An 11,543-nucleotide genomic window follows, 5' to 3' on the forward strand; every position below is an offset into this window, starting at 1 on the left:
CGCCCAGGCCCGCCCGCGCGGCGTGATGGCCCGCGAATGGACGTCGCAACCGTGCCTCGGCGCGTCCAGCAGCCGGGTAATCCCGGCTACCAACGGCCGCTTGAATCGGGGCGCGCGCCGGCGCCCACGGCTCCGGCTCAACGGCCTCCGGTCAGACGTGCGCGATCGCGGTCGCCGGTTGCACGCGAGGATCGCTGGGCACTCGACCTCGACGCGCGGGAAACCAGTGACAGCGGCAGGTTCAATTGGCGCGGTTTGCTACATCGCTTCTTCCGGGTCGCTGTGCGCCCCGGAAGAGGCGAGATATATCTGCGCTGGCTGCGGGATCGGGCCGGGAGACCAGTGGGGTGCGCCTTTCCCGTCGCTGTCCTCAACCTCAAGGGCGGCGTGGGCAAGACCACGATCGTGGAAGCGCTCGGGTCGACCTTCGCCGACGTCCGTAACGGCGGGGTCATCGCCGTGGACCTCGATTCCGGGGATCTTGCTGAGCGGCACGGTCGCCGACACCGAGTGAATATGATCGACATCCTCGCTGACGGATCGATTACCCGGTATCTCGATGAGCGGGCGCACGCGTACAAGAACGGTTCAGGCCTCGACGTGTTGGGTTTGCCCGACTATGCACCCAGTGAGTGGCGGATCGAGCATGACGACTTCGTCAAAGCGTTCTCGGCGCTCAAGAAGCATTACTCGGTCGTGTTGGTGGACTGCGTCAAGTCGATGAAGTCCACTGTCATGAAGGCGGTCCTTTTGGAGTCCCGAGCCCTGGTGATCGTCAGTGACGCCTCAGTCGACGCCCTGAAAAAGACGAGAGTCACGCTGAATTGGTTGCGCGACAACGGATATCAGCGACTGCTTGAATCGACTGTGCTGGTGGTAAACCATACCGACAGACGTAGGACCAACGCGTCGGTGAGCACGGAACTTGGCCAGCTGGTTGGCCGGGTGGCGTGCGTTGTGATGTTGCCTTTTGATCGGCACTTGCGTGACGGCACCCAGGTTACCCTCGAGCAGATGAGCCGGAAGAGCAGGCTCCGCTACCTCGAACTGGCCGCCGTGCTGGGCGACATGTCTTCCGGAGCGGCCCTGCAGCGAGATCACCCGGCAGAAATCGGCGCCAATCCGCTGTCAGTCTGACTATTGTCGGTTTCCGACCGACGCAGACTGGCTATTCCGTCGGGTATGAGCGACCGCGGTCGTTTTCATGGAGACCGTCCCACGAGGCGGCCGTCGTCCAGTTGGCGTGTTCGCGTCAATTGGACGTCGACAACGGTGCCGCAGTTCTATCGCGCGGATGGGGCAGGGTACCGGTTGCCACCCGAGTCGTCGCGGCCGTTGGCAACGAGCCCGTCAGCAATGCGGGCGCCCGAACCGGTTCCGCGCGAACGGATTCCGGGTGGGACGGCGCTCGACGGCCTCGACCCGCGGGACACCCGGGAAGCGGCCAGGGCAAGCTGGCGCGACGTGATTTATCGGATTACCCGGATCGATCTCGGTCGGATTAAAGGCTCGGCCTATGAACTCGGGTTGCGCGACCAAATCCGTACACCGGTTGGCGGCGCATTTCCCATCGCCGTGCTCAACCTCAAGGGTGGGGTTGGCAAGACTGTGGTGGTTGAGGTGCTGGGCTCAACGTTCGCCGATGTCCGCGACGACCGAGTGATCGCCGTTGATATCGACGGCGGGGATTTGTCCGATCGGCACGGCCGGCGCAGCCGTCTGAGCATGGTCGATCTCGTCAGGGACTGTTCGGTCACTCGGTACGTGGACGTGCGGGCGCATACGTTCATGAACAGCTCGGGGCTGGAAGTGCTCGGTCTGCCCGAATATGCGAACACTCATTGGCGGTTGGAGCGTCCCGACGTCGTCAAAGTGTTTTCCATTCTGCGCAAGCATTACTCGGTAGTCCTGGTGGACTGCGTGAAGGCGCTCAAGTCCAGCGTGATGGAGGCCGTCTTGCCGGAGGCGCAGGCGCTTGTGGTGGTCAGCAGCACCTCGATCGACGCTGTTCGGAAGACGAGAACCACGCTGGAGTGGTTGCGTAACAATGGATATCAGAAATTAGTTGGGTCAACGGTACTAGCCATAAACCACACCGAACCTGCCCAACTGAGCGTCTTGTCGGGTAAGGAACTTGAGCGACTGTCCGCTCTGGTGGCCGCCACGGTGGTGCTGCCGTTCGATCGGCATGTACACGAGGGCAAAGAGATCGGCCTGGACCGGCTGAGCAGGAAAAGTCGCCGCTGTTACTTAGAGATGGCGGCCGCCCTGGCCGAGATGTTCCCCAGCGGCGGTAGAGAGCGCCGCCAACCAGTCGGCGCGCATTCACCCTCCCGCTGACCGACCAGGTGCGGCGACCCGCCTCGGCCGGCTCCGCCCCGCTTCGAGCCACCGGCCAAGTCGTTAGGATCGAGCGCATGAGTGTTGCTACGGGCGCTGACCTGCTGGATTACGACGACGTCGTCGCGCGCTTCGATCCGGTGCTCGGCCTAGAGGTCCATGTCGAGCTCTCCACCGTGACCAAGATGTTCTGCGGCTGCGCCACCGCCTTCGGTGCCGAACCCAACACCCAGGTGTGCCCGGTGTGTCTGGGTCTGCCCGGCTCGCTGCCGGTGCTCAACCAGGCGGCGGTGGAGTCCGCGATCCGGATCGGGCTGGCGCTGAACTGCGAGATCGTGCCCTGGTGCCGCTTCGCGCGCAAGAACTACTTCTACCCAGACATGCCGAAGAACTACCAGATATCGCAATACGACGAGCCGATCGCCGTCAATGGCTACCTTGATGCGCCTCTGGATGACGGCACCACCTGGCGGGTGGAGATCGAGCGTGCGCACATGGAGGAAGACACCGGCAAGCTCACCCACATCGGCAGTGAGACGGGCCGCATCGAAGGTGCGACTGGCTCGCTGATCGACTACAACCGCGCCGGCGTGCCACTGATCGAAATCGTCACCAAACCTATCGTGGGAGCCGGAGCCCGAGCGCCGCAGATCGCCCGCGCCTATGTGACGGCGCTGCGAGACCTGTTGCGCGCGTTGGATGTATCCGATGTGCGGATGGACCAGGGCTCGATGCGGTGTGACGCCAATGTGTCGCTAAAGCCTACGGGGGCAACCGAGTTCGGCATCCGTACCGAGACGAAAAACGTCAACTCGCTGAAGAGTGTCGAAGTCGCGGTGCGTTACGAAATGCAACGCCAAGGCGCCGTCTTGGTTGCCGGCGGTCGGATCACTCAGGAGACCAGGCACTTTCACGAGGCCGGGTACACCAGCCCGGGCCGCGCAAAGGAGACCGCGCAGGACTATCGGTATTTCCCGGAGCCGGACCTCGAGCCCGTCGCGCCCAGCCGCGAACTGGTCGAGCGACTGCGCCAGACCATCCCCGAGTTGCCGTGGTTGAGTCGCAAGCGGATTCAGCAGGAGTGGGGTATTTCCGACGAGGTAATGCGCGATCTCGTCAACGCCGGTGCGGTCGAGTTGGTCACCGCCACCATCGAACACGGCGCGCCCAGCAAGGAAGCCCGCTCCTGGTGGGGGAACTTCCTGGTGCAGAAGGCCAACGAGGCCGGCGTGCAACTCGACGAACTGGCCATCACTGCAGCCCAGGTCGCCGCGGTGATCGCACTGGTCGACGAAGGCAAGCTGTCCAACAAGCTGGCCCGCGAAGTCGTGGAGGGTGTGCTAGCCGGCGAAGGCGAACCCGAGGAGGTGATGACCGCTCGCGGCTTGGCGCTGGTTCGCGACGATTCACTCACCCAGGCCGCCGTCGACGAGGCCCTGGCAGCCAATCCTGATGTGGCGGAAAAGATTCGCGGCGGCAAGGTGGCCGCTGCGGGAGCGATCGTCGGTGCGGTGATGAAGGCCACCCGGGGACAGGCCGATGCGGCCCGGGTTCGCGAACTCGTCCTGGCGGCCTGCGGTCAGGGCTGAGTACCTAAGAGCTCGCCCAGTGATCGCTGCAAAGGAGTAGGCGAAGACGTCGTGGCGGTTCATGATGGTCGTATGGTCGGTGAAGCGTTCGATGACTTGATGGCGATGCTGGACGGCCCGGTGTTCGTCGTGACCACCCAGGCAGACGGCCACCCTTCGGGTTGTCTGGTCGGCTTTGCCACTCAAACGAGCGTGCAGCCCCCGAGTTTCATGGTCGGTCTGCCCAGGAGCAGCGGCATCTCAGACGTGGCGAGCCGATCCGAGCACCTGGCGGTGCATGTGCTTGCGCAGCGCCAGCATGTGCTGGCCGAACTGTTCGCCAATCAAACCGACGACCAGATCGATCAATTCGTGCGTTGCAAGTGGCGCGCCGGCCCCTATGGGACGCCGATTCTCGACGACGCGGTCGCCTGGTTCGTCGGTCGGATCGCCAGTCGCAGTGAAGTTGGCGATTATGTGGCCTACCTGTTGGAACCGGTCAGCGTGTGGGCTCCCGAGTCAGAGGAGGATCTGCTCTACCTCTCCGACCTCGACTTTGATATCGATGACAACGACGACCCCGGCCAGGAGGCCGCACAGCAGCGGTTCTACAACCGCGAAAGGGGCGAAGCGACACGCCGATACGGCGGCGTGAGGTTCACCCTCGACGTACCCTGACCGGGCGCGTTAGGTCTTGTCGTCGTTGTTCCGCGGGAAGCCGCCACCCTGCGGGAACAGCGGGAACACCACGTCGTCGAGCTTCTCGGCGTCACCGGCGGTCTTGTTGATGGTCGCCCCCCAGACGTTGCCGTCCGGTGACATTCGCAACGCCCACGCGTGGGCGTGAGTGTCCTTGCGAACGACGTCCGGTTCACCGGTGACCGCGCCGGTCGACGGCGCTAGCCGGACCGCCACCGTCAGCTTGGTGTTGATCAGGTTGACCAGCACGGTGCCGTCCATGGCCGCACACCCGGCCACGCCGGGCTTGTCCGGCCAGGTCCACACAGTGGAGACCTCGGACTTCTTGGTGATGCGCTGCAATCGGTCCGCGGTGGGGGTGCGATCGGCGACATACAGCGAGCCGTCGATGGGGTCGATGCATAGGCCGCCGCCCGAGCCGATGCCCGACAGCGCCGTCGTCGGCGGCGCCTGGCCAATGGTGGTGGGCTGTTCGATCCGCAACACCTTGCCGGCCAACGACTTGGGGTCGGCAGCCATCGCCGGGTCGCCCGCATCTCCGGTCATCACGACCAGCGTGGTGGGGCTGGTGAAGATCAGTGCCCCGGTGTTTCCGGAAGCGCCCTTAGGAATTCCGGTCAGGATGTCCTTCGGGATATCGCCGTCGGCGATCCGGATGACCCGGTTGTCCGTGGGGGTGCTGACATAGGCGTACATCAGCCGGTCTTGCGAGTACGTGGGCGACAACACGATGTCCATTAGGCCGCCATCACCGGACGGGTCGACCGGGATGACCATCTTCACCTTCGGCTCGGCGCTGATGGAAATCTCCTTGACCGCTCCGGTGGTGCGCTCGGCAACCAGTGCGGTCTTGCTGTCGACACCCATGATCAGCCCGCTGGTGCTCTCCAGGCAGCCCTGCATGACCCCGGGCGCCGGACATTCCTTGGGGAAGGGTGTCGGCGGCAGCGGCGGCGGCGGTGGCGGCGACGAACTGGGCGGGGGCCGCAGTTCCGGATTGGTTGTGAACGGCTGCGACTGGGAGTCGTTGAACCGTGCGCAGCCGCTCGACACCAGCATCGCCGCACACAGGGCAGCGATCCCGCATCGAACCGACCGCGTTATCCGCATGATCGACAGGCTACGGACATTGCGGGCATCGCCGCCACACGCCCCATCGGCACGAGCGCGGAGCCTTTTGGGGCCGATGCATGCTCATCCGGGGCCATTTTGGGCCTCGTGGTGTGCTTTTCACGGATAAAGTGCGGATTTGTCGGGTGAAAGCGCGGCTCAAATCCCCAATTCAGGTCTAAATGCCCTTACCCTGACACGCGTGACCAGTTCGCATGACTCACATTGGCAGCGGCCCGGCGATTCACCCGAGCCAGCACCGGGCCGCCCCGTCTCGGCAAGCCTGGTCGACCCCGAAGACGACTTAACCCCCGTCAGGTATTCCAGCGACTTTGGAACCAGCGGAACCGGAACCACCACCGTCATCCCGCCGTATGACCCGGTTAACTCCACCGCCGCCAGCTCGACATACAACCTGCTCGACGCTCAGGAGCCGTTGCCATACGTCCAGCCATCGGCGGCCGGTCGGCAGATTCAGGCGGCACCTGCCGCCATCGACATCGATGAGGAGGACGATCGGGTTCGAGCGGCCTCTCGGCGCGGCACCCAGAATCTCGGTCTGCTGATCCTGCGGCTCGGGCTGGGCGCGGTGCTGATCGCCCACGGGTTGCAGAAGCTATTCGGCTGGTGGGACGGTCAGGGGTTGACCGGATTCAAAAACTCGTTGTCCGACGTGGGCTACCAGCACGCCGACATCCTGGCCTATGTGAGCGCCGGCGGCGAGATCGTAGCGGGAGTGCTGCTGGTGCTGGGGCTGTTCACCCCGCTGGCCGCCGCGGGGGCGTTGGCCTTCTTCATCAACGGCCTACTCGCCAGCATGTCGGCACAGCATTCGCACCCCTTCACCTACTTCCTGCCGAACGGGCACGAGTACCAGATCACCCTCGTCGTGATGGCCGTCGCCGTCATCCTGACCGGTCCCGGCCGCTACGGCTTCGATGGCCGCCGGGGCTGGGCACACCGGCCGTTCATCGGCTCATTTGTAGCGCTGCTAACCGGCATTGCCGCCGGCATCGCCGTGTGGGTCTTTCTGAACGGCGTGAATCCGCTCGGCTGACCAGCTGGCGGCGACCCGCTGCGCTAGCGGTAAGGGTTGGGAACCCGCCCGGAACTGGCTTCGGTCAGCTGCGGCAGGGTTGAGAACGTCACAGCAGGCAATCGCAGCTCCGCACCGCTCTTGAGCTGGGCGCGCGCCCAGGAACCCCGGTGGAACCGCAGCCCATCGATGTCATCCCACCGCACCGTTTGGCTACCCAGCAGCGTCCGTGCCGTCACGCCGTGCTCGTCCGCAACTGTGCGTAGCCGGACGATTAACGCCGACAAGACCAGCGGAATGACCAACAGCGGCGCGCTCGCCGGCCAGGTGAGCACCGGCACCAGCAGGCCCAGGGTCAGGAATCCGACAGCGAAGTGCGCGATCGGCGACACCTTGATCACTACCGGCGACTCGGTAACCACTCACGCATCATTGCACCGCAAGACGATCCGGCCGTCGCCGTGTTGAGCATGACCTCATGGCGCCCGCCCGCGGATTTGACGGCTGAGCTGTGCGAAGGCTACCGTCGGACGCTATGAATACCGCCGGAAACCCCGGAATCGTAGTACTTGGTCGGCGCGTTGGTGCGTGACTAGCCGGTCGAGTACCAACGCGCAACCCTCGTGCAGCAGCTGAGCTGGCGGGGGTTTTTTCTTGCCCAACAGGACTAAGAGGACTGAAAGAACAGTGAGCGCACCTACAAAGCCACCCACCGAGCCTGCGGCCAATGGCGCGCCGAGTGCGGTGAAACCCGCCGCCACTCGCGCGGTTCAGCCGAAACGTGTTGCACCGCAGCAACTTACCGGTGCGCAGTCAGTCATCCGGTCGCTCGAGGAACTCGACGTCGACGTCATCTTCGGGATCCCCGGCGGTGCCGTGCTGCCGGTGTATGACCCGCTGTTCGACTCGCAAAAGCTGCGCCACGTGCTGGTCCGCCACGAACAGGGCGCCGGTCACGCGGCCAGTGGTTACGCGCATGCCACCGGCAAGGTCGGCGTGTGCATGGCGACGTCCGGTCCCGGGGCGACCAACCTGGTGACGCCGCTGGCCGATGCGCAGATGGACTCGATCCCGGTCGTTGCCATCACCGGTCAGGTCGGGCGTGGGCTGATCGGGACCGACGCCTTCCAGGAGGCCGACATCTCGGGCATCACCATGCCGATCACCAAGCACAACTTCCTGGTCCGCTCCGGTGACGAGATTCCCCGCGTGCTGGCCGAGGCCTTCCACATCGCGGCCTCCGGACGGCCGGGCGCGGTGCTTGTCGACATCCCCAAGGACGTACTGCAGGGCCAATGCACCTTCAGCTGGCCGCCGCGAATGGATCTGCCGGGCTACAAGCCGAATACCAAGCCGCACAACCGACAGGTTCGCGAGGCCGCCAAGCTGATCGAAGCCGCGCGCAAGCCGGTGCTGTATGTCGGCGGCGGCGTCATCCGCGGCGAGGCAACCGAGCAGCTGCGCGAACTAGCCGAACTGACCGGAATTCCGGTGGTCACCACGTTGATGGCGCGCGGCGCGTTTCCGGACAGTCACCGCCAGAACCTGGGCATGCCCGGCATGCACGGCACGGTGGCCGCGGTGGCCGCGCTGCAGCGCAGCGACTTGCTGATTGCGCTGGGAACCCGATTTGACGACCGAGTCACCGGCAAGCTCGACTCCTTCGCGCCCGAGGCGAAGGTCATCCACGCCGACATCGATCCGGCGGAGATCGGCAAGAACCGGCACGCCGACGTGCCGATCGTCGGCGACGTGAAGGCCGTCATCACCGAGCTCATCGCGATGCTGCGCCACTACGAGATTCCCGGCAGCCTCGAGATGACCGACTGGTGGGAGTATTTGGACGGCGTTCGGGCGACGTATCCGCTGAGCTACGGACCGCAGAGCGACGGCAGCCTGGGCCCCGAGTATGTGATCGAGCAGCTGGGCAAGATCGCGGGCCCGGACGCGATCTACGTCGCGGGCGTTGGCCAGCACCAGATGTGGGCGGCGCAGTTCATCTCCTACGAGAAGCCACGCACCTGGCTGAACTCCGGCGGGCTGGGCACGATGGGGTTCGCGATCCCGGCGGCCATGGGCGCCAAGATCGCCCTGCCCGACACCGAGGTCTGGGCAATCGACGGCGACGGCTGCTTCCAGATGACCAACCAGGAACTGGCCACTTGCGCGATCGAGGGCATACCGATCAAGGTGGCGCTGATCAACAACGGCAACCTGGGCATGGTGCGGCAGTGGCAGAGCCTGTTCTATGAGGAGCGGTATTCGCAGACCGACCTGGCCACGCACTCGCACCGCATCCCGGACTTCGTCAAGCTTGCCGAGGCTCTCGGTTGTGTCGGATTGCGTTGCGAGCGTGAAGAAGACGTCATCGACGTCATCAACCAGGCGCGCGCGATCAACGACCAGCCGGTGGTGATCGACTTCATCGTTGGCGCCGATGCGCAAGTGTGGCCGATGGTGGCGGCCGGCACCAGCAATGACGAAATCCAGGCGGCGCGCGGAATCCGGCCGCTGTTTGACGACGAGACTGAAGGGCACGCGTGATGGCCACGGGTTCGGCACCGAAGTCGCACACGTTGTCGGTGTTGGTCGAGGACAAGCCGGGTGTGCTGGCGCGCGTTGCGGCGCTGTTTTCGCGACGCGGGTTCAACATCGAGTCGTTGGCGGTCGGTGCGACCGAGCAGAAGGACATGTCCCGGATGACCATCGTGGTCTCCTGCGAGGACACTCCGCTCGAGCAGGTCACCAAGCAGCTCAATAAGCTGATCAACGTCATCAAGATCGTCGAGCAAGATGCTGACAACTCGGTGGCCCGGGAATTGGCCCTGATCAAGGTCCGAGCCGACGCGGGCACCCGTAGCCAGGTGATCGAAGCGGTGAACCTGTTCCGTGCCAAGGTGATTGACGTATCCCCGGAGTCGCTGACCGTTGAGGCCACCGGTAACCACGGCAAGCTTGAGGCCCTGCTGCGAGTACTGGAGCCGTTCGGTATCCGCGAAATCGCGCAATCCGGAATGGTGTCGTTGTCCCGCGGTCCCCGTGGTTTCGGCACGACCAAGTAGCAAACAAGGAGATATTCAACTGTGGCATTAGAGATGTTCTACGACGACGATGCTGACCTGTCGATCATCCAGGGGCGCAAGGTCGGTGTGATCGGGTACGGCAGCCAGGGGCACGCGCACTCGCTGAGCTTGCGCGATTCCGGTGTCCAAGTGCGCGTCGGCCTCAAGGAGGGCTCGAAGTCCCGGGCCAAGGTCTCCGAACAGGGCTTGGATGTCGACACCCCCGCCGAGGTCGCGAAGTGGGCCGACGTGATCATGGTGCTGGCTCCCGACACCGCGCAGGCCGAGATCTTCGCCAATGACATTGAGCCCCATCTCAATTCCGGTGATGCCCTGTTCTTCGGTCACGGCCTCAACATCCACTTCGACCTGATCAAGCCGCCCGCCGACGTCACCGTGGCGATGGTCGCCCCGAAGGGGCCCGGCCACCTGGTGCGCCGCCAGTTCGTCGACGGCAAGGGCGTGCCGTGCCTGATCGCCGTCGACCAAGACCCGACCGGCACGGGCGAGGCGCTGGCGCTGTCCTACGCAAAGGCCATCGGCGGGACTCGCGCCGGTGTCATCAAGACCACCTTCAAAGACGAGACCGAAACCGACCTGTTCGGCGAGCAGGCCGTGTTGTGCGGTGGCACAGAGGAATTGGTGAAGGCCGGGTTCGACGTCATGGTTGAGGCTGGCTACCCGCCAGAGATGGCCTACTTTGAGGTGTTGCACGAGCTCAAGCTGATCGTCGACCTGATGTACGAAGGCGGCATCGCGCGGATGAACTACTCCGTCTCCGACACTGCCGAATTCGGCGGGTACGTGTCGGGTCCGCGCGTCATCGATGCCGGCACCAAGGAGCGGATGCGCGGCATTCTTCGCGAGATCCAGGACGGCACGTTCGTCAAGAAGCTGGTCGCCAATGTCGAGGGCGGCAACAAGCAACTCGAGCAGCTGCGCAAGGAAAACGCCGAGCACCCTATCGAGGTCACCGGTAAGAAGCTGCGCGATTTGATGAGCTGGGTGGACCGGCCAATCACCGAAACGGCGTAGCGGGCCGCGTCGGTTCGCCGAGACTCAAACCACGCACACACTTTTCGGCGTGTCGTGTGCGCAGGTTTAGTGTCGCGATAGCCGGTCGGCGACGGACACCACCCGGCGCGCCAGGTGGTCCAGTGCGTTGGCCGTAGCTTCGTCGAGGTCGTGGATGTTCTCCCGGGTGGCGACGAGGCTCACCCCGTAGGGGTTGCCGTCGACGAACTTCAGCGGATCGGTGTAGCCCGGCGGCACGATGATGCCGCCGAAATGCATCAGCGATACATAGAGGCCCATGAGGGTGGTCTCCTGGCCGCCGTGCGGCGATTCTGTCGAGGTCCACGCCGCGTAGACCTTGTCGGCCAGCTTGCCCTGCGCCCACAGACCCCCGAGCGAGTCCATGAATGTCTGGAATTGCGATGTGGTGGAACCGAACCGGGTCGGCGATCCGAAAATCACCGCGTCCGCCCAGACGATGTCCTCGCCGGTGGCCGCGGGCAGATCCTTGGTGGCTTCGTAGTTTGCTGTCCAGGCCGGGTTCTGCGCGAACGACTCCGGGTCCCGGGTTTCGGCGATGTGGCGCACTCGGACTTCGGCGCCGGCGGCCTCGGCCGCCGCGGCGACACGCCGCGCCATCGTCGTTCCGTGACCGGTGGCGGAGTAGTAGATGATCGCGAGTTTCGTCATGGCGTCAGCCTAAGCAGTTCAACG

Annotated in this window: 11 protein-coding genes; 8 read left to right on the forward strand and 3 right to left on the reverse strand. The window is 64.5% G+C overall.

The features are described 5' to 3' along the window. Positions 1 to 282: 282 nt before the first annotated feature. From AADZ78_RS08080 to AADZ78_RS08095, 4 genes are all read left to right on the forward strand, one after another. Positions 283 to 1,137 carry a MinD/ParA family ATP-binding protein gene (locus tag AADZ78_RS08080; protein WP_239656768.1) on the forward strand — a complete coding sequence of 285 codons (855 nt, stop codon included), beginning with the start codon at positions 283 to 285 and terminating at the stop codon, positions 1,135 to 1,137. A 219-nt stretch (positions 1,138 to 1,356) separates the two neighbouring features. Then, a complete protein-coding gene (locus AADZ78_RS08085) occupies positions 1,357 to 2,340 on the forward strand; it encodes a MinD/ParA family ATP-binding protein (protein WP_204903436.1) in 984 nt (327 codons plus the stop codon). A 77-nt stretch (positions 2,341 to 2,417) separates the two neighbouring features. Then, entirely contained in the window at positions 2,418 to 3,929 is a 1,512-nt protein-coding gene (gene gatB, locus AADZ78_RS08090) for an Asp-tRNA(Asn)/Glu-tRNA(Gln) amidotransferase subunit GatB (protein WP_085250859.1), read from the forward strand. 72 nt (positions 3,930 to 4,001) lie between these two features. Then, positions 4,002 to 4,586 (forward strand): flavin reductase family protein, encoded by a 585-nt coding sequence (locus AADZ78_RS08095; RefSeq protein WP_085250876.1) that lies wholly within the window; start codon positions 4,002 to 4,004, stop codon positions 4,584 to 4,586. A 9-nt stretch (positions 4,587 to 4,595) separates the two neighbouring features. Here AADZ78_RS08095 and AADZ78_RS08100 read toward each other — a convergent pair whose 3' ends face one another. Continuing rightward, positions 4,596 to 5,717: a PQQ-dependent sugar dehydrogenase gene (locus AADZ78_RS08100; RefSeq protein ID WP_085250858.1), complete on the reverse strand. Its 1,122-nt coding sequence runs from the start codon at positions 5,715 to 5,717 to the stop codon at positions 4,596 to 4,598. Between the two features lie 202 nt (positions 5,718 to 5,919). On the opposite strand from AADZ78_RS08100, the gene AADZ78_RS08105 reads away from it, so the two are divergent. Continuing rightward, on the forward strand, positions 5,920 to 6,774 hold the full coding sequence (locus tag AADZ78_RS08105; RefSeq protein ID WP_085250857.1) for a DoxX family protein: 855 nt from the start codon (positions 5,920 to 5,922) through the stop codon (positions 6,772 to 6,774). Between the two features lie 23 nt (positions 6,775 to 6,797). On the opposite strand, the gene AADZ78_RS08110 is transcribed toward AADZ78_RS08105, so the two are convergent. Next, positions 6,798 to 7,175: a PH domain-containing protein gene (locus AADZ78_RS08110; protein ID WP_204079280.1), complete on the reverse strand. Its 378-nt coding sequence runs from the start codon at positions 7,173 to 7,175 to the stop codon at positions 6,798 to 6,800. Between the two features lie 265 nt (positions 7,176 to 7,440). Here AADZ78_RS08110 and AADZ78_RS08115 point away from each other — a divergent pair, with 265 nt between their 5' ends. The 3 genes from AADZ78_RS08115 to ilvC are packed head-to-tail and all read left to right on the forward strand — an operon-like array spanning position 7,441 to position 10,850. Continuing rightward, positions 7,441 to 9,297 (forward strand): acetolactate synthase large subunit, encoded by a 1,857-nt coding sequence (locus AADZ78_RS08115; protein WP_085250856.1) that lies wholly within the window; start codon positions 7,441 to 7,443, stop codon positions 9,295 to 9,297. Then, complete coding sequence (ilvN, locus tag AADZ78_RS08120; protein WP_085250855.1) at positions 9,297 to 9,815, forward strand: acetolactate synthase small subunit; 519 nt, start codon at positions 9,297 to 9,299, stop codon at positions 9,813 to 9,815. Before AADZ78_RS08115 ends, ilvN begins: the two co-directional genes overlap by 1 nt. 33 nt (positions 9,816 to 9,848) lie before the next feature. Continuing rightward, complete coding sequence (gene ilvC, locus AADZ78_RS08125; RefSeq protein WP_085250874.1) at positions 9,849 to 10,850, forward strand: ketol-acid reductoisomerase; 1,002 nt, start codon at positions 9,849 to 9,851, stop codon at positions 10,848 to 10,850. A 66-nt stretch (positions 10,851 to 10,916) separates the two neighbouring features. Here the strand turns inward: ilvC and wrbA are convergent, their stop codons facing one another. Further along, on the reverse strand, positions 10,917 to 11,519 hold the full coding sequence (wrbA, locus tag AADZ78_RS08130; RefSeq protein WP_085250854.1) for an NAD(P)H:quinone oxidoreductase: 603 nt from the start codon (positions 11,517 to 11,519) through the stop codon (positions 10,917 to 10,919). Between the last annotated feature and the right edge of the window lie 24 nt (positions 11,520 to 11,543).

This window comes from Mycobacterium riyadhense (genome assembly GCF_963853645.1).
Classification (GTDB): domain Bacteria; phylum Actinomycetota; class Actinomycetes; order Mycobacteriales; family Mycobacteriaceae; genus Mycobacterium; species Mycobacterium riyadhense.

What these genes read in the sequence shown, in the direction of transcription:
- AADZ78_RS08085 (WP_204903436.1), top strand. Translation starts at nt 1,357, where the DNA reads ATGCGGGCGCCCGAACCGGTTCCGCGCGAACGGATTCCGGGTGGGACG.
- gatB (WP_085250859.1), top strand. Translation starts at nt 2,418, where the DNA reads ATGAGTGTTGCTACGGGCGCTGACCTGCTGGATTACGACGACGTCGTC.
- AADZ78_RS08095 (WP_085250876.1), top strand. Translation starts at nt 4,002, where the DNA reads ATGGTCGGTGAAGCGTTCGATGACTTGATGGCGATGCTGGACGGCCCG.
- AADZ78_RS08100 (WP_085250858.1), bottom strand. Translation starts at nt 5,717, where the DNA reads ATGCGGATAACGCGGTCGGTTCGATGCGGGATCGCTGCCCTGTGTGCG.
- ilvN (WP_085250855.1), top strand. Translation starts at nt 9,297, where the DNA reads ATGGCCACGGGTTCGGCACCGAAGTCGCACACGTTGTCGGTGTTGGTC.
- ilvC (WP_085250874.1), top strand. Translation starts at nt 9,849, where the DNA reads ATGTTCTACGACGACGATGCTGACCTGTCGATCATCCAGGGGCGCAAG.
- wrbA (WP_085250854.1), bottom strand. Translation starts at nt 11,519, where the DNA reads ATGACGAAACTCGCGATCATCTACTACTCCGCCACCGGTCACGGAACG.